The sequence below is a fragment of the Acinetobacter sp. ACZLY 512 genome (assembly GCF_023614015.1).
Lineage (GTDB): Bacteria > Pseudomonadota > Gammaproteobacteria > Pseudomonadales > Moraxellaceae > Acinetobacter > Acinetobacter soli.
Genome location: NZ_JAKIVI010000012.1, coordinates 50,472 through 67,739 on the forward strand (window position 1 = coordinate 50,472; position 17,268 = coordinate 67,739).

Below are 17,268 nucleotides of genomic sequence, written 5' to 3' on the forward strand. Positions count from 1 at the left end.
TTGGGTCAAACTGATGGTGCTTTAATCATCCCCAAGAAAAAGCTGAGTGAAAGGAGTGCAGCCGAGGTGTTTTTTTCATACAATAGGCGTCACCTTGATTTGGGTGTTAAGCATGAACACAGCAGAACCTGATTTTTTAGCCGATGAGTTTTTGTTAGACCATTATGTTGGAAAGACGCCGTTGGTGCGTTTACAGCGTGTTGGCGCACAGACACAAGCGACCATTTTGGCAAAACTAGAAGGGAATAACCCGGCTGGTTCGGTAAAAGACCGCCCTGCATATAACATGATTATGCAAGCTGAAAAACGCGGTGACATCAAACCGGGCGATACCTTAATTGAAGCCACCAGTGGCAATACAGGCATCGCTCTGGCGATGGTCGCTGCTATGCGTGGCTATAAAATGAAGCTGATCATGCCCAATAATATGAGCCAAGAGCGCAAAGATGCAATGCTGGCTTATGGCGCTGAGCTGATTGAAGTGACCCAGCAACAGGGCATGGAAGGCGCACGAGATATGGCGCTTCGTTTGCAGGCAGAGGGCAAGGGTGTGGTCTTGAACCAGTTTGGAAATCCAGACAATGTTCAGGCACATTATCTGACCACCGGCCCAGAAATCTGGTCGCAAACGGGGGGCAAAATCACGCATTTTGTCAGCTCTATGGGAACCACAGGCACCATTATGGGCGTGTCGAAATATCTAAAAGAACAAAATCCTGAGATTCAGATTGTGGGTTTACAGCCATCTGAGGGCTCAAGTATTGCGGGTATTCGTCGCTGGCCACAAGAATATTTACCGACGATTTTTGAGCCGTCACGTGTCGATCGTATTATTGATATTCCACAAATCGAAGCAGAAAAAACCATGCGCCGTTTAGCGCGTGAAGAAGGAATTTCGGCGGGTACATCTTCGGGTGGTGCGGTTTGGGCATCGCTTAAAATTGCTCAAGAGCAGCCAGATGCTGTGATTGTCTGCATTATTTGCGACCGTGGTGATCGTTATCTGTCGACCGGACTATTTTCGGTGAAAGACTAATTTTACTCGATTTGTGAGAATAAAATGCGTTTTCCCACGTTGGTTTTCGACATTGAAACCTTGACCGATTTAAAGGCCGGAGCGCATTTGTATCATCTGGATTTACCACAAGATGATCTAGAGCAGGCCTTAACTAAATTGCGTCGTCAAGAATCTGGAACAGATTTTCAGCGTCTAGCACTACATGAAATTGTCTGTATTTCTGGTCTATGGATCGATGAACAAGGCTTGCGCTTGTTTTCGTTTAGTCAAGAACATTGGAGTGAAGCCGAGCTACTGGCCAAGTTTCTGTCTATTTTTGACAAGCGCCATCCGACCTTGGTGAGCTGGAATGGTTCACAATTTGACTTGCCGGTAATTTTGTTTCGCGCCATGTATCATGGACTTTCTGCACCCAGTTTGTTTGATCAGGGTGAGTTAGACCAACAAAAGCGCTATAATAACTATCAGAACCGTTATCACCATCGTCATGTGGATTTAATGGATGTGATGGCCATGTTTAATGGTCGTAATTTTCAGAAACTTGATGATGTCGCCTGCGTGCTGGGCTTACCCGGCAAGCGCGGTGAAAATGGCTATCATGTGCCTGCTTATGTTCAGCAGGCCGAGTGGCTGAAGCTGAGCAGTTATTGCGAAGGTGATGTGCTCAATACATGGCTGATTTATTTGCGCTGGTTATTGCTTAAAGGGCAGTTGCAACGTGAAGAACATCAAGGCTGGATTCAGGCTACAATTGGATATTTGCAGCAGCAACCCCAACAGGCTGACTTTTTAACGGTTTGGCAACGCACTGCGGCACATACCGCCTTTACTTCACACGATTTTCCTGAACAGCAGGAAGAAGGTCTCTTTTGAAAAAGCAAGCGCCATCTCGTTCTCCATCTGTCACGCGCTATACGTTTCAGATTGAATCATTTTCACATGAAGGACGAGGGATTGCACATTTCGGTCAGTCTAATGATCACCCGGTAGATAAGCACGGTAAGAAAGCATTTATCCGTTATGCACTCCCGGGCGAAACCGTTTTGGCTAAAATTACCCACGCCACCAAGCGCTTTGAAGAAGGTGAAGTGCTGGAAATCTTAGAGGGTAAATCATCGCTTCGCGTCGATCCGATTTGTCCTCATTATGGCGTATGCGGTGGTTGCAGCATGCAGCATATAGCCGCTTCAGAGCAGATCAAGATCAAACAAGATGTTTTAAAGTCGCATTTACAGCACTTTGCAGGACTCGATGTACAAGAATGGCTCGCGCCCATTCGTTCAGATCGTGACGACTACCGCCGTCGTGCTCGGATAGGCGTACGTTACATCGCTACTAAAGATCAGCTGGTGATGGGGTTTCGTGAGCACGCCAGTAATCGTTTAACCCCGATTCAGCAGTGCCCAGTGCTCGATCAAGCCTTATCTTCAGCTTTGCCAGAGCTGAATCAGTTGATCCAATCTTTGTCGGCCAAAGCTGAAATTGGACATCTGGAACTGGCCATGGGCGATCAAGATATTGCACTGGTGGTACGTCACTTAGGTGCACTAGGCAAAGCAGATCGTCAGGCATTACTTGCGTTTTGCCAGCAAAAAAATTGGCAACTTTATGTTCATGCGGGTCGCAGTGAACAGCTTAAGCGCTTGGACGAGCCTCAAGCCGCGATGCGTTTGAGTTATGCCTTACCCGAATTCAATCTGAATTTTAACTTCGCGCCGTCTGATTTTACTCAGGTGAATGCTGGGGTGAATCGTCAAATGATTGCCTTGGCATGTAACTTGCTAGATCTGAAAAAAGGTGAACGGGTGCTGGATTTATTTTGTGGTTTAGGCAATTTTTCTTTGCCTATGGCGCAATGTGTTGGGCAGACCGGGCATGTGGTCGGCGTAGAAGGCAGTGATAAAATGGTTCAGCGTGCCCACGAAAATGCGGCACTCAATAAGATACAACAGGTTGAATTTTTTTCACAAGATTTAACAAAAGACTTCTCGCATCATTCTTGGGCGAATCAAGGATTTGATGCATTATTGATTGATCCTCCTCGTTCGGGTGCACTGGAAATCATGCAGTATATTTCGAACTTTGAGGCCAAAAGAATCGTTTATGTATCATGTAATCCAGCAACACTGGCAAGGGATGCAGGTGTGTTGGTACAAAAAGGTTACCAGTTGAAGAAAGTAGGCGTCATGGACATGTTTACACATACAGAACATGTTGAGTCGATTGCTTTATTTGAGAAAATTCAAGAGATAAACGATTAAAAAATGAGTTATAACACCATAGGAGATTGGTATGGTCACAGTACGTGAGCAGTTGCCTGAGCGACTTTCAGAGTTAGCTGAGGAAACGACTGTAGAACATGCCGAAAAAACCCAGCTCGACTTGGCCGCTTGGGTGAAGCGAGTGGGGGATATTTTAGACGGGGCTGAGCTAAAACAACTTGAAAAAGTCGCTCAACTCACCTTAAAGAGTGAGCTTGAAAGCACTGTCAATCATCCATCTAATACCTTTACTACGGGTATTGGAATGGCCGATATTTTGGCGCATTTGCATGTCGATGAAGACACCTTATCCGCTGCTGTACTGTATCGAAGTGTTCGTGAGGGCGTGATTCCGCTCAATATTGTTCATGAAAAATTCGGAGAGCATGTCCATAGCTTGGTCAAAGGCACTTTGGCCATGGGTAAGCTTTCTGAAATGATTGAAAAGAACAAACGTCTGGAAGATCATTTTAATAATAATCAACGTGAGCATCTGTCTGGCATATATAAAATGCTGATCGCCGTGACAGAAGATATTCGTGTGGTACTGATTAAGCTGGCAGAACGAACCTTTGCCTTACGTGAACTGGCTAAATCTTCACGTGAGCGTCAAGAGCGTGTTGCTCGTGAGATTCTCACCATTTACGCACCTTTGGCCCATCGTTTAGGGATTGCCCAGTTAAAATGGGAGCTCGAAGATCTGGCCTTTCGCTACTTGGCTCCAGAGCGTTATAAAGAAATTGCTTCGTTATTAAACGAAAAACGCCTCGAGCGCGAACAGTATATTCAGTTTGTGATCTCGAAGCTCAAAGGTGAATTGGGTGAATACGGCATTGAGGCCGAAATCACGGGTCGGGTCAAACACATTTATTCGATTTATCGAAAAATGAAGAGCAAGAACCTCAGTTTTGATCAGCTTTATGATATTCGCGCACTTCGTGTATTGGTCAAAAATGTGCCTGAGTGCTATCACTCGCTCGGCATTGTTCATCAAATCTGGCGGCATATTCCGCACCAGTTTGATGACTATATTACCAATCCGAAAGCCAATGGTTATCGCTCTTTGCACACGGCAGTGATTGCAGAAAACAAATCGCTGGAAGTGCAAATTCGAACCCATGAAATGCACCAAGAAGCCGAACTCGGCGTGTGCTCGCACTTTAACTATAAAGAAGGCGCGAAAAACACCGATCACTCGTTTAATCATCGTTTACATTCATTGCGTTCGGTGCTCGAGCATTATCAAGAACGTAACGATTCGACGGTGCATAAAAACGATGATGACACCGAAAATTTTGAAGAAATCCAGAATTTTGAAGATTTTGAAAAAATTTATGTGTTTAGTCGTGATGGCGATATCAGAGAGTTGCCACGCGGTTCAACTGTTCTCGATTTTGCCTACCATGTGCATACCGAAGTCGGGAATAAATGCTACGCTGCACGTGTCAACCAGCGTTATGTTCCGCTGACTTATACCCTGAAAACCGGTGAACAGGTCGAGATTCTGACCAAAAAAGACCGTGAGCCGAACCGTGACTGGTTGGTGAATTCTTTAGGTTATATTCGTACCTCACGTGCCAGAGACAAATTACGCCACTGGTTCCGTCAGCAAGATCGCAGTAAAAACTTGGAGATTGGCAAGGACATTCTGAACAAGGAACTGTCTCGTCTGGCCATTCATCCAAAAAGTATCGATCTGAATGATTACTCGTCGCACTTTAATGTGAAATCAGGCGACGACATTATGATTGCCTTGGTCAGTGGTGATATCAGCCTACATGCACTGATCAATCAGATTAATCGTCAGATGCATCTGGATCAAGACGAACCTGAGCTGGTGCTCAAACCGACCTTGAATCCGCGTGCCAGCCATACCTTATCGGCGCATGGTATCTTGATCGATGGTCTGGATAATGTCGAGCTGCATATTGCCCAGTGCTGCCAGCCCGTACATGGCGAATCGATTGGTGGATATATCACTTTAAATCGCGGTGTGAGTATTCACAAGATTGGTTGTCCAGATTATCAGCGTATGATTAAACTGGAGCCTGAGCGTGCCGTTGAGGCCGATTGGGAAATGCAGCCAACACGAGGTCAAAGCGTACAGATTGTCATTGATGCTTATGATCGTCGTGGTTTACTCAAAGACCTCACGCAAGTAATTTTTTCTGATCAAATCAATATCCGTCAGGTCAATACCATTTCAGAAGCCGATGGTATTGCCAATATGAAACTGTTAATTGAAGTGAAAGGACTGGCTCAACTGTCACGTTTGTTGGCACGTTTGGAGCAGCAACCGGGCATCATTAGCGCACGTCGTCTGATACAAGGCAACTAAGTCAAAATCATAAAGAAGGTCTGCATTGGCAGGCCTTTTTTATATCTATTTTATTTAGTCGCGTCGAGAGAGCCAGAGGTTGCTCAAGCGATTCAGCACCTGCGGACTGAGCTTGGATAGCTGAAACATGATCTTGGCCTTAAAACCCACTGGGGTATGGGTTGGGCATAAACCGCGATCTGTGGCTTGGGCCAAGCGAAAGACCTCGCATGCAACATCCTGAGCGCTCAATTGCACCCCCATATGCTCAATACTGGCTGCATTCATCTGCTCGACCATGGCGGTTTGAACAAAAAGCGGCATGACATCCAGTACGCGTATTTTGTATTTTGACCACTCGACATCGAGTGCTTCGGTTAGTCCACGCACGGCAAACTTACTGGCTGAATACGATGCTAGATCAGCCTGCCCATAAATTGCCGAGGCGGAAGAGAGATTAATCACACGCGCATGGTGTGCTTTTTGAAGATAGGGCAATGCAGCATGACACCCATTGAGCACACCGCCGACATTGATTTGATGTGTACGCTGATGATGGACGATCGGGGTGTCTTCAAATGGCCCCGAATACAAAACACCGGCATTGTTGACCAGAATATTCAGTGCTCCAGCCCAAGTTTCAAAATTTGCCAGTGCAACTTGCCAAGCTGAGTAATCACAAACGTCCAGATATCCTGCAAACGCGCGCTCACCAAGCTCACGCTGTAAAGCCTTGACCTGTTCAACTTGCACATCAAACAATCCGACATAATAGCCGTGTTGATAAAAAATCCGAGCAATTTCGGCGCCAATCCCTTGCCCTGCACCTGTAATAAAAACAGTTTTTTTCATCATTGCACTCATTATTTTAAGATGAATCGGTTGTGATCTTACGCCGAGTTTTGGCATCATGGCAAGGGTGACAATCTCGTGCCTGCTGGCGCTGCCTTACAAGTTTTTAAAGGAACGAAACATGGATCAATTACTACAGATTATGCGTACCTTACGTGAAAATTGTCCGTGGGATCGTGAGCAAACCCCTCAGCGCCTCACTCGCTATGCCATTGAAGAAGCATATGAAGTTGAAGCTGCCGTGCAGAGTGGAGATCTCAAAGAGATTCGTGAGGAACTGGGAGATTTGCTTTTACAGGTGGTGTTTCAGTCACAGATGTATCAAGAACAAGGTGCATTTGATTTTTACGATGTGGTGCAAACCCTGACAGAAAAACTGATTCGTCGCCATCCGCATGTGTTTGATGCGGCATCATTCAATGCGCTTACGCCTGAAGAGGTGAGCCATTTATGGCAGCAAATCAAACACAAAGAAAAGCAAGGAAAACCACGATCCAGACTAGATGAGACCAAACCAGGGCCTGCACTCAATCAATCACAGGCGATTCAAAAAACGGCTGCTCAGCTTGGATTTGATTTTGAAACGCCTCAAGATGCGTTTGAAAAACTCAAAGAAGAACTGAATGAGTTTGAGCAGGCCATGCAGGAGCAGTCACCCGATCACATTTTTGAAGAATTTGGTGATTGTTTATTTTCTTTGGTGAATGTTGGACGTAAACTAGGTCTCTCCAGTGAAGCTGCATTGCTGGCCACGATTCACAAATTTAGACAGCGCTTTGCTTATATAGAAGCGCAAGCACAGTATCAAGATAAAGTGCTTGAAGACATGACGCTCCAAGAGATGGATCAGTTGTGGGATCAGGCCAAAGAATATTTAAAAACGGTTCATACATGATGATTCGAATTTTTTATGGCGCCTTGTGCGCGCTACTGACCAGTTTACTATTCAGTTCAAGTTTGTATGCTCAGGCGTTTGACCAGCAATACCAAGCGTGGAAAAGCCAGCAACAGGCACACGACGCACGACTACAGTCATCTCACTCCAATTATTATTTAGCCAAACCTTCCTTACAGGCAAACACAGGCCCTAAAGTGAATATCAATACTGCGACAGCCAAAGACTTGCAGCAGTTACATGGGGTAGGAGAGAAAAAGGCACTCTCAATTGTAGAGTATCGCCAGCAATACGGACGCTTTAACTCAGTAGATGATTTACAGAAAGTGAAAGGTATTGGGCCTAAATTCATTGAAAAAAATCGTCATCGCTTGGCCATTTAAACTGTGTTGAGCGATCAAGATGAACCTGTTAAAGCAGTGAGAGAATCAAATTGCCCTTTACTCAGGTTAGAGATATGATTAGCAACATCTTATTATTAACGTCCTGACGTAGGAGACAGCGTCTTTTGCAAACTTTGCGCGCGTCAAAATGTGGGCTATCAACCACACAGTTACCTGCTTCAATTTTAGATGTGATCGATAGTCTCACCAAAGCAGGCTATGAAGCATACATTGTGGGTGGGGGAGTTCGAGATTTAATGCTCGGGCTTAATCCAAAGGATTTCGATGCTGTAACCAATGCAACACCTTCACAGGTCAAAGAGGTTTTTGGGCGTCGATGCCGTATTATTGGTCGTCGTTTTGAGTTGGCACATGTCTATTCTGGGCGTGAGCTGATTGAGGTTGCGACCTTTCGAGCACCACCCAAAAAAGCGGTGACCAGTGCTTCGGGCATGATTTTACGTGATAACAACTGGGGAACCATCGAGCAAGACTTTGCCCGACGCGATTTCTCTATCAATACGCTGTACTATCAGCCACGTAAAGGGATTGTGCTGGATTTTTGTGATGCTGTTGCCGATATCAAAAGTAAAACATTGCGTCTGCTAGGTGATCCTACACAGCGTTTTGAAGAAGATCCGGTGCGAATGCTCCGAACATTGCGCTTTGCTGCAAAACTCGACTTTACGATCGACCCAGAGATTCTCAAAATTTTTGATGTCGAGATGACTCAATTGCTGCGCGATGTATCACCACATCGACTTTATGATGAATCACAAAAGCTCTTTACTATGGGACATCTGGCACGCGTGTTGCCGATGCTGATTGAGTTTGATATCTGGCGTCAATTGTTTGCCGATGTTAAACCCGATATCACCCCGTTCATTGAGCGTGCTGCGCGTAATACCGATCAGCGTATCCAGATTGGAAAAACCATTAATCCAGCGTTTTTCTATGCTGTACTGTTGTGGCGTTCATTTTCAGATCGCTGCGAGTTTTATTTGCAAAAAGGTGTAGTGCCTGCCGAAGCGCGAGCGCAGGCTGGTCTGGATGTGTTAAAACGCCAAGCGACCCGTACTGTGATTCCACGTTTTGCCGAAACCTTTATTCGCGAAGTGTGGGAGATGCAAACCCGACTGCTCAATCCAAAACCACAGCAAATTGAAGCTTTAGCCGGGCATGCACGTTTTAGAGCAGGCTTTGACTTTCTACTACTGCGCGAAAAATCAGGCGATTCAACCACCGAAGGTATGGGCGAATGGTGGGATCAGTACCAGTTGCTTAATGCAGATGGCAAAGAAGCCATGATCGCGAAGTACAATCGTCAGCGTGCTAAATCGCGCCGTAAGCAACAGCTTGATCCAGTTGATACACGTGAAAGTTTAGACATCGAGCCATTGGTTGATGCGCCTGAACCACGTAATCGTCGTGACCGACGTGCACAAAGCAAGCCTGAATCACGTGAGCCACGTCATCAGGCGGCTACGCAGTCGCGTGCAACTGAGAGTGGGGTATCTGCCGATCATCCTATTCTTAAGCGCAAGCGCGTTCAGCGTGATCTACAGCACGTGGTTTTCGGGCCGACACAATGAGTTACACCACATATATTGGGATGGGCAGTAATCTGGGTGAGTCACGTGAGATTCTGCGCAGTGCTGTAGAGCAGCTGAAACAGCTTGGACAGGTTCGAGTTTCAAGGTTGTATGAAAGCCCACCCATGGGGCCGCAAGATCAACCGCACTATTTAAATGCAGTGGCACAGCTTGAAACAACACTTAGTCCACTTGAACTGCTCGATCATTTACAGCAGTTTGAACAGGATGCAGGACGTGTGCGTTTACGTCGCTGGGGTGAGCGCACCTTAGATCTGGATTTGCTGTTGTATGCTGATCAAGAGATTCAGCATGAGCGGCTTACGGTTCCACACGTCGGGCTTTTGGAGCGCGATTTTGTGGTGGTGCCCTTATTGGATCTGAATAAGAACCTTGTCGTAAAAGGTCAACATTTAAATGAGTTAAAGCTGGCACAGGCACCGTCGCTGACAGTTTTGGCAGCGAGTGACTGGGCTGAATAAGCGCGTTTCTATGTGGAAACGTCGATAGAGGACATCGTAATGATTAGTCTAAGTGACTTAAAAAAATTTAAATCGCAGGGGCGTAAATTTTCGTGCCTGACTTGCTACGATGCAAGCATGGCCAAAGCCATGGAAATCGCTCAAGTCGATTCGATTTTGATTGGTGACTCTTTGGGTATGGCCATCCAGGGGCATGACTCGACACTACCTGTTACGGTCGAAGATATGGCTTATCACACTGCGGCAGTTCGTCGTGGTAATCAGCATGCCTTTATCATGACAGACTTGCCATTTATGAGTTATGCCACCTTACAAGATGCCCTGAAAAGTGCCAAACAGGTCATGCAGGCGGGCGCCCAAATGATCAAGATTGAAGGCGGAGCATGGCTCAGCGAATCGGTTCGTGTTTTGACACAAAACGGTATTCCTGTATGTGTACACTTAGGCCTTACACCACAATCGGTCCATGTTTTTGGTGGCTATAAACTGCAAGCGAAAACACGCGATGCCGCAGATCGTCTGATTGCAGACTGTCAGGCTGTGGTTGATGCGGGTGCTGCGATCTTATTGCTCGAATGTGTGCCAGCACAGCTAGGCGAAGAAATTGCACAGCTCTTTCCTGAAGTGCCCGTGATTGGCATTGGTGCAGGCAACCAGACCGATGGTCAGGTGCTGGTGGTGCAAGATATGCTTGGACTGACCTTTGGTAAACTGGCACGTTTTGTCCGTAATTTTATGAAAGAACAATCCGGCGAGACGGCAATTGTGGATGCCATGAAAGCTTATCACGCTGCAGTTCAAGATCAGAGTTTTCCTGCACCCGAACATACTTTTCAGGTAGAGCTGTAATTTATGAAAACCGAAACCACGATTCAGGGATTAACAGCTTCACTTCATCCTGCACGTAGCTCAAGAAAGATTATTGGTTTTGTACCAACCATGGGGAATTTACATCAAGGACATTTGAACCTTGTTCGCGAAGCAAAAAAACTGTGTGACATTGTGGTGGTCAGTATTTTTGTCAATCCGATCCAGTTTGGTGAAGGTGAGGATTTTGAAAGCTATCCGCGGACATTAGAGCAAGACAGTCATCTGCTGGCCGATGTGGGCTGCGATATCTTGTTTGCACCTACGGTTGAGCAAATGTATGGCAAGCAGCCACGCTTAACCAATATTTCGGTGGCCGAGATCACTGACGATTTATGTGGTAAGTCGCGTCCTGGACATTTTGATGGTGTGGCTGTCGTGGTCACCAAGCTGTTTAATATTGTGCAGCCCAATGTAGCTTTTTTTGGTCAAAAAGACTATCAACAGCTCGCAGTGATTCGTCAATTGGTTCAAGACTTAAATCTGCCGATTGATATTATTGGCGTGCCAATTGCACGCGCAGCAGATGGGTTGGCGCTCAGCTCGCGCAATGGATATTTATCTGAGGCCGATCGCCAAACCGCACCGACCATCTATCAAGCCTTAAAACATGCAGAAGTACAATTGCATGCAGGTGAGACGCTAGAGTCGGTATTGGCCACCATCAAAGCGACATTGAGCAATGCCGGTTTTAAGGTCGATTATGTGGAAGCGCGACAGCCAAATTTGCAGCCTGTCTCAAATTTTGATCGAGATCTGGTGCTGTTTATTGCAGCCAAGCTGGGCAATACGCGACTTATCGACAATTTGCAGGTCAAGTTTAAGGCATAATTTCGACAGGACATCCATGCCATGAAACGTATTCTTATCGTCACAGGTCAATCAGGTTCCGGAAAATCCTCGGCACTACAGGTACTTGAAGACTTGGGTTACTACTGTATAGATAATTTGCCTTTGGCATTGTTGCCAGAAATTGTCGCCAAGCTGGATCATGAAAATAATCTGGAGCAACTGGCTCTTGGGGTAGATGTGCGAAGCACGCGCGCAGATATGCAGGAATTTGACCTGGTGTTTGAGCAATTGCAAAAGCATGGAACGGTCGATGTGATTTATTTGACGACACAAGATCAGGAACTGATTGCCAGATTTAGCGCGTCGCGTCGTCCGCATCCGTTAGCCAGTCGCTTTAAAAGCCTGACGGAATGTATTCAGGAAGAAAAACAACTGCTGCTTCCGATTCAGTTTCGCTCGACCGTGCACATCGATACCACCGACAAAAGCGTGCATGATCTGAAACATACGCTGTTGTCTAAATTGGGCCAGTCCGACAAACTGATTCTGATCTTGCAGTCTTTTGGTTACAAACATGGTATTCCACTCGATGCAGACTATGTTTTTGACGTACGGCATTTACCAAATCCGCATTGGGATTTAGAATTACGTCGTTTTTCGGGTTTAGATGAACCCGTTCGTCAGTTTTTGGAAGCCAGTGATCAAACCAATGAAATGTTTGATGACGTATTTCACTTTCTGGACAAATGGTTGCCTGTGTTTGCAGAAGGGCATCGTCATTATATGACGATCTCGATCGGCTGTACGGGTGGTCAGCATCGTTCAGTTTATATTGTAGATAGACTAAAAAAAGCGCTTGAGGCAAAATGGTCTATTCAGGTCTTACACAGAGAAATGAAGCACTGGTTATGATTGATACCACGCTAGATGTCATTAACAAACTTGGCTTGCATGCACGCGCATCTGGAAAGCTGATTGAAGTCACCACCAAGTTCCGCTCGTCTATCCAGATTGGTAAAGGCGATAAACTGGTCGATGCAAAAAACATTATGTCCTTACTGATGCTCGGAGCCGGTAAGGGAACCACTTTGCGTTTAGTGATTGAAGGTGCGGATGAAGAAAAAGCACAGGAAGAAATTCAGGCACTATTCGCTGCAAAATTTTATGAGGCAGATTAATCGTGGCACGTCGTACCCAGCGTTTTAATGAAGATGATTTCGATTCTTTAGAAGGACGTGCGAGCAAAACTGAGCAAAAAAAAGCTGTACAGCGTATGGCAGCATTGGGTGAGCAACTGGCTCAGCTTTCGGCAAAACAGATTCAAAAACTCCCAGTAGATGAACGTTTGATTGATGCCTTGCTAGATGTTCAAACCATTAGCTCATTCGAAGCAAAACGCCGACAGTATCAGCGCATCGGCAAATTACTCCGTAATGAAGATGAAACGGTGATTTTATCGTATCTGACACCTCAACAAGGTGCAAAGAAACAAGCACAGTTGCAACGTTGGGTTGATCGGATGATCGAGCAGGGTGACCCAGCTGTCAACGAGTTCAGCAAATTGCACAATGCATCAGAACGTCATACCTTGCGTCAGCATGTATTGCGTGTTCAGCGCGATATTACTCAAGGCGCAGGTGAAGAGGAATTGGCTGCTTCGAAGCTGAAGTTTTTCAATTATGTACAGCAAGTGGCTTTATTATCAGATAACTAACAGTGTTCTGACAAAATATCAGCCATAGTTTGTGCTGATACAATTCCTTCAAAAATTCTTGTCAAAAAAGCCCGTTCAATTTGCATGAGCGGGCTTTTTAACTTCAATGAAAATTAACCAAATTCGCCTACTGCACGCTCTTTGGCCCATTCACGTAAAATAAATTTCTGTAGTTTTCCCGTCGATGTTTTCGGAATTTCGGCAATCACTACATCTTTGGGTACCTTAAAGCGTGCCAGTTCTTTTTTGCAATGCTCTATGATTTCTTCAGGTGTAGCCTCTGCATGCTGTTTTAACTCGATAAATGCGCAGGGAACCTCTTGCCATTGCGGATCGGGTTTGGCCACGACTGCTGCGGTCAACACGGCAGGATGACGGTATAGCACCTCTTCAATTTCTAAGGATGAAATGTTTTCTCCTCCTGAAATGATCACATCTTTAGCTCGATCAGTAATTTTGGCATAACCATCGGGCTGACAAACGGCCAGATCGCCAGAATGAAACCAGCCTCCTGCAAATGCCGCCTGAGTGGCTTCAGGGTTTTTCAGGTAGCCTTTCATTACGATATTGCCGCGAAACATGATCTCACCAAGTGTCTCTCCATCTGCAGGTACGGGCTTTAGGGTCTCCGGGTCTAAAACGCGCATACTGTCTTGAAGCGGATAGGGCACACCCTGACGTGCATGTAATTTGGCCTGTTCTTCTAGGCTCAGGTCGTTCCAGCCAGCCTGTGCGGCACATAGTCCAGATGGGCCGTAGGTTTCAGTCAATCCATATACATGCGTGACATTTACGCCTAGCTTGCGCATGCCTTCGATAATCGCGGCAGGCGGTGCAGCGCCTGCAACGAGTACCTCAACACGATGTTCAAAGGCAATCTGCTGATTTTTAGGGGCATTAATCAACATCGAAAGTACAATTGGCGCACCACAAAAATACTCGATCTGATGCTTTTCGATCAGTTGAAAGACCAAAGCTGGATCAACTTTACGCAAGCAGTAGTTAGTACCGCCATTGGCAGCGATCGTCCAAGCAAAACACCAGCCATTGCAATGAAACAAAGGCAGAGTCCAGAGATATTTGGCGCGAGGTGTCATGCCGCAAGCCATCATATTGCTGGCCGCATTCAGGTAAGCACCGCGGTGGTGATATACCACTCCCTTGGGATTTCCCGTCGTGCCTGATGTGTAATTTAAACTGATGGCGTCCCATTCGTCGTCGGGAAGTGTCCATTCAAATTCGGAATCTCCCTCACAGAGCCAATCTTCGTATTCAATTTCACCAATCGGCGGGCTAAAACAGTTTTCATATTCTGCGTCGTCGACATCAATCACAAAAATATCCTGCTTCACCAGCGAGAGGGCAGCTTTGGCCAGTCCAGCAAATTCCTGATCGACCAATAAGACCTTGCTTTCAGCATGTTCTAGCATAAAAGCCACAGTTTTGGCGTCGAGTCGGGTATTGATGGTATTGAGTACCGCGCCACTCATGGGCACTGCAAAATGTGCTTCAATCATGGCAGGCACATTGGGTAACAATACCGACACGGTATCGTTTTTTTGAATCCCGAGTTGTTTAAGCTGGGCTGCAAATTGTCGGCAACGCTGATACGTTTCTTTCCATGTAATCACGCGTGAACCGTGAACGATTGCAGCCTGCTCGGCATAAATATAGGCTGCGCGTTCTAAAAATCGTAATGGTGATAATGCAACAAAATTCGCGGGCGTGCGTGGAAACTCATCATAAGCACTCACCATGTCTCTACTCCATCTAATTGTTCTAATCTGCTTGAAAAGATAGGCGCTTGAAGGCTTCAATTCATTTATGCTTTAGTCTTAGGCTGCATACTTTGTCTCAATCAATGGGCGCTTTATACTCATCTTTTCTGATTATTTTTTAGCGCCAAAAAACCTGTGCTGTCTATAGTGCATGCGTTACAAATCAGCACGACCTCTTGAATATACGGTTTGCAGCCCCATAAAATTTATGATTTTGAATCAAATTGCTCTTTTATTGATGAATAGGTTTGCAGTGTGATCGAAGAGGTGTAAAATTCCGGTTCGATTTAATTTAACCCATCCACCGTTTTTATCTTTTGAGGCTTTCCTCGATCATAATCTCGCGGTGATATGCTCCATTGTGCGGGGCATCACTCCTTAAGGATTTTTTTATGCCAATTATCACATTGCCAAATGGTGATCAAAAATCATTTGATCAGCCTGTATCTGTTATGCAAGTCGCCCAAAGTATAGGGCCTGGCCTTGCAAAAAACACCGTTGCAGGTCGAGTGAACGATCGCCTGGTCGATGCATGTGATCTCATCACTGAAGATGCGACATTACAAATTATTACTCCAAAAGACCCAGAAGGTGTCGAAATCATTCGCCATTCTTGTGCACATTTGGTTGGCCATGCGGTTAAGCAATTGTTCCCTGATGTACAGATGGTGATTGGTCCAGTCATCGAAGAAGGGTTTTACTACGACATCTTTAGTCCAAAACCTTTTACGCTAGACGACATGGCTGCAATCGAAGCACGCATGAAGCAGCTGATCGATCAAGACTATGATGTCATTAAGAAAATGACGCCTCGTGAAGAGGTTATCAAAGAATTCTCAGCGCGTGGTGAAACTTACAAGCTGCGTTTGATCGATGATATGCCTGATGAAACGGCAATGGGTTTATATTTCCATCAGGAATATGTGGACATGTGTCGTGGACCACATGTGCCAAATACCAAATTCTTGAAAAACTTTAAATTGACCAAGATTTCGGGTGCATACTGGCGCGGTGATGCGAAAAATGAACAGTTGCAGCGTATTTACGGTACAGCATGGGCAGACAAAAAAGAGCTGGCTGCATATGTAAAACGTATTGAAGAAGCTGAAAAACGTGACCACCGTAAAATCGGTAAGGCACTGAATCTGTTTCATATGCAAGAAGAAGCACCAGGTATGGTGTTTTGGCACGCCAATGGCTGGACGATTTATCAAGCGCTTGAACAATACATGCGTAAAGTTCAGCAAGACAACGGCTACCAAGAAGTTCGTACGCCACAAATTGTCGACTTTACACTTTGGGAAAAGTCGGGACATGCTGCCAACTATGCAGAAAACATGTTTACCACACATTCAGAAAGCCGTAACTATGCCGTTAAGCCAATGAACTGTCCGTGTCACGTACAAGTGTTCAATCAAGGCTTGAAATCGTATCGTGACCTTCCTGTACGTTTGGCCGAGTTTGGTTCTTGTCACCGTAACGAGCCGTCAGGTTCATTGCACGGCATTATGCGTGTGCGTGGCTTTACGCAAGACGATGGACATATCTTCTGTACCAAAGAACAGATTGGCAAGGAAGTGGCAGACTTTATTCAGTTGACGCTTGATGTCTATAAAGACTTCGGTTTTGAAGATGTACAAATGAAATTGTCTACGCGTCCTGAAAAACGTGTTGGTGATGATGCACTTTGGGATCTTGCAGAAAAATCTTTGGCAGATGCTTTGGATGCTGCGGGTCTTGAGTGGGAATTACAGCCGGGTGAAGGTGCATTCTACGGTCCGAAAATCGAATTTTCATTGAAAGACTGCTTGGGCCGTGTCTGGCAGTGCGGTACTATTCAATGTGACTTCAACTTGCCAATCCGTCTAGATGCCTCTTTTGTGACAGAAGACAATGAACGTGATCAGCCTGTGATGTTGCATCGTGCAATACTTGGCAGTTTCGAGCGTTTTATTGGTATACTTATTGAACACTATGCTGGGTTTATGCCACCTTGGTTGGCGCCTGTACAAGCATGTGTGATGAATATTACCGATTCTCAAGCTCAAGCCTGTGAATCTGTAGTGGCAAAACTCAAAGAAAATGGTCTTAGAGCGATTTCTGACTTGAGAAATGAGAAAATCGGCTTTAAGATTCGTGAGCGTACACTTGAGCGTATTCCGTACCTTTTAGTATTAGGTGACCGCGAGGTTGAGGAAGGTACTGTTAATGTTCGTACTCGCTCAGGAAAAAATTTAGGTACCATGTCAATCGATGCATTCGTCGACTTGGTGAAATCTGCCGTTGCCGAACGTGGCCGGTACATTGTGGAGTAAGA

Annotated in this window: 16 protein-coding genes; 14 read left to right on the plus strand and 2 right to left on the minus strand. The window is 45.7% G+C overall.

The window, feature by feature from the left end:
- The first annotated feature begins 112 nt into the window (after positions 1–112).
- Genes cysM through L2096_RS13060 form a run of 4 tightly spaced genes read left to right on the plus strand, consistent with a single transcriptional unit; the run spans position 113 to position 5,617 of the window.
- Entirely contained in the window at positions 113–1,036 is a 924-nt protein-coding gene (gene cysM / locus L2096_RS13045; RefSeq protein ID WP_025096089.1) for a cysteine synthase CysM, read from the plus strand.
- 24 nt (positions 1,037–1,060) lie between these two features.
- Complete coding sequence (locus L2096_RS13050) at positions 1,061–1,891, plus strand: 3'-5' exonuclease (RefSeq protein WP_250365598.1); 831 nt, start codon at positions 1,061–1,063, stop codon at positions 1,889–1,891.
- Positions 1,888–3,279, plus strand: a complete 1,392-nt coding sequence (rlmD, locus tag L2096_RS13055) for a 23S rRNA (uracil(1939)-C(5))-methyltransferase RlmD (RefSeq protein WP_250365599.1) — start codon at positions 1,888–1,890, stop codon at positions 3,277–3,279. Before L2096_RS13050 ends, rlmD begins: the two co-directional genes overlap by 4 nt.
- Positions 3,280–3,310: 31 nt before the next feature.
- A complete protein-coding gene (locus L2096_RS13060; protein WP_250365600.1) occupies positions 3,311–5,617 on the plus strand; it encodes a RelA/SpoT family protein in 2,307 nt (768 codons plus the stop codon).
- A gap of 54 nt (positions 5,618–5,671) precedes the next feature.
- On the opposite strand, the gene L2096_RS13065 is transcribed toward L2096_RS13060, so the two are convergent.
- Positions 5,672–6,448, minus strand: a complete 777-nt coding sequence (locus L2096_RS13065; protein WP_250365601.1) for an SDR family oxidoreductase — start codon at positions 6,446–6,448, stop codon at positions 5,672–5,674.
- Positions 6,449–6,569: 121 nt separating this feature from the next.
- Here L2096_RS13065 and mazG point away from each other — a divergent pair, with 121 nt between their 5' ends.
- The 9 genes from mazG (at position 6,570) to yjgA (ending at position 13,173) form a co-directional block, all read left to right on the plus strand.
- Positions 6,570–7,343, plus strand: coding sequence for a nucleoside triphosphate pyrophosphohydrolase (gene mazG / locus L2096_RS13070; RefSeq protein ID WP_250365602.1), 774 nt, complete (start codon positions 6,570–6,572; stop codon positions 7,341–7,343).
- Complete coding sequence (locus L2096_RS13075) at positions 7,340–7,726, plus strand: ComEA family DNA-binding protein (RefSeq protein WP_088458532.1); 387 nt, start codon at positions 7,340–7,342, stop codon at positions 7,724–7,726. The genes mazG and L2096_RS13075 overlap by 4 nt, the downstream gene beginning before the upstream one ends.
- Before the next feature lie 125 nt (positions 7,727–7,851).
- Positions 7,852–9,318 carry a polynucleotide adenylyltransferase PcnB gene (gene pcnB / locus L2096_RS13080; RefSeq protein ID WP_149930542.1) on the plus strand — a complete coding sequence of 489 codons (1,467 nt, stop codon included), beginning with the start codon at positions 7,852–7,854 and terminating at the stop codon, positions 9,316–9,318.
- Entirely contained in the window at positions 9,315–9,800 is a 486-nt protein-coding gene (folK, locus tag L2096_RS13085; RefSeq protein ID WP_004940504.1) for a 2-amino-4-hydroxy-6-hydroxymethyldihydropteridine diphosphokinase, read from the plus strand. The genes pcnB and folK overlap by 4 nt, the downstream gene beginning before the upstream one ends.
- A 39-nt stretch (positions 9,801–9,839) precedes the next feature.
- Complete coding sequence (gene panB / locus L2096_RS13090; RefSeq protein WP_004940501.1) at positions 9,840–10,649, plus strand: 3-methyl-2-oxobutanoate hydroxymethyltransferase; 810 nt, start codon at positions 9,840–9,842, stop codon at positions 10,647–10,649.
- Positions 10,650–10,652: 3 nt separating this feature from the next.
- Positions 10,653–11,498 carry a pantoate--beta-alanine ligase gene (gene panC, locus L2096_RS13095; RefSeq protein ID WP_250365603.1) on the plus strand — a complete coding sequence of 282 codons (846 nt, stop codon included), beginning with the start codon at positions 10,653–10,655 and terminating at the stop codon, positions 11,496–11,498.
- Positions 11,499–11,519: 21 nt separating this feature from the next.
- Positions 11,520–12,371 carry an RNase adapter RapZ gene (gene rapZ, locus L2096_RS13100; protein ID WP_250365604.1) on the plus strand — a complete coding sequence of 284 codons (852 nt, stop codon included), beginning with the start codon at positions 11,520–11,522 and terminating at the stop codon, positions 12,369–12,371.
- Positions 12,368–12,637, plus strand: a complete 270-nt coding sequence (locus L2096_RS13105) for an HPr family phosphocarrier protein (protein ID WP_025096094.1) — start codon at positions 12,368–12,370, stop codon at positions 12,635–12,637. The genes rapZ and L2096_RS13105 overlap by 4 nt, the downstream gene beginning before the upstream one ends.
- A 2-nt stretch (positions 12,638–12,639) precedes the next feature.
- Positions 12,640–13,173: a ribosome biogenesis factor YjgA gene (gene yjgA / locus L2096_RS13110; protein ID WP_025096095.1), complete on the plus strand. Its 534-nt coding sequence runs from the start codon at positions 12,640–12,642 to the stop codon at positions 13,171–13,173.
- Positions 13,174–13,286: 113 nt separating this feature from the next.
- On the opposite strand, the gene L2096_RS13115 is transcribed toward yjgA, so the two are convergent.
- On the minus strand, positions 13,287–14,930 hold the full coding sequence (locus L2096_RS13115; protein WP_250365605.1) for an acyl-CoA synthetase: 1,644 nt from the start codon (positions 14,928–14,930) through the stop codon (positions 13,287–13,289).
- A gap of 413 nt (positions 14,931–15,343) precedes the next feature.
- Here L2096_RS13115 and thrS point away from each other — a divergent pair, with 413 nt between their 5' ends.
- The gene (thrS, locus tag L2096_RS13120) at positions 15,344–17,266 is read left to right on the plus strand and encodes a threonine--tRNA ligase (protein ID WP_004940482.1); all 1,923 of its coding nucleotides are present in this window, start codon (positions 15,344–15,346) and stop codon (positions 17,264–17,266) included.
- Positions 17,267–17,268 lie beyond the last annotated feature (2 nt).

Bases quoted from the DNA above. Each gene is read 5' to 3' on its own strand.
- cysM (WP_025096089.1), top strand. From the start codon at position 113: ATGAACACAGCAGAACCTGATTTTTTAGCCGATGAGTTTTTGTTAGAC.
- L2096_RS13050 (WP_250365598.1), top strand. From the start codon at position 1,061: ATGCGTTTTCCCACGTTGGTTTTCGACATTGAAACCTTGACCGATTTA.
- L2096_RS13060 (WP_250365600.1), top strand. From the start codon at position 3,311: ATGGTCACAGTACGTGAGCAGTTGCCTGAGCGACTTTCAGAGTTAGCT.
- L2096_RS13065 (WP_250365601.1), bottom strand. From the start codon at position 6,448: ATGAAAAAAACTGTTTTTATTACAGGTGCAGGGCAAGGGATTGGCGCC.
- mazG (WP_250365602.1), top strand. From the start codon at position 6,570: ATGGATCAATTACTACAGATTATGCGTACCTTACGTGAAAATTGTCCG.
- L2096_RS13075 (WP_088458532.1), top strand. From the start codon at position 7,340: ATGATGATTCGAATTTTTTATGGCGCCTTGTGCGCGCTACTGACCAGT.
- folK (WP_004940504.1), top strand. From the start codon at position 9,315: ATGAGTTACACCACATATATTGGGATGGGCAGTAATCTGGGTGAGTCA.
- panB (WP_004940501.1), top strand. From the start codon at position 9,840: ATGATTAGTCTAAGTGACTTAAAAAAATTTAAATCGCAGGGGCGTAAA.
- panC (WP_250365603.1), top strand. From the start codon at position 10,653: ATGAAAACCGAAACCACGATTCAGGGATTAACAGCTTCACTTCATCCT.
- rapZ (WP_250365604.1), top strand. From the start codon at position 11,520: ATGAAACGTATTCTTATCGTCACAGGTCAATCAGGTTCCGGAAAATCC.
- L2096_RS13105 (WP_025096094.1), top strand. From the start codon at position 12,368: ATGATTGATACCACGCTAGATGTCATTAACAAACTTGGCTTGCATGCA.
- L2096_RS13115 (WP_250365605.1), bottom strand. From the start codon at position 14,930: ATGGTGAGTGCTTATGATGAGTTTCCACGCACGCCCGCGAATTTTGTT.
- thrS (WP_004940482.1), top strand. From the start codon at position 15,344: ATGCCAATTATCACATTGCCAAATGGTGATCAAAAATCATTTGATCAG.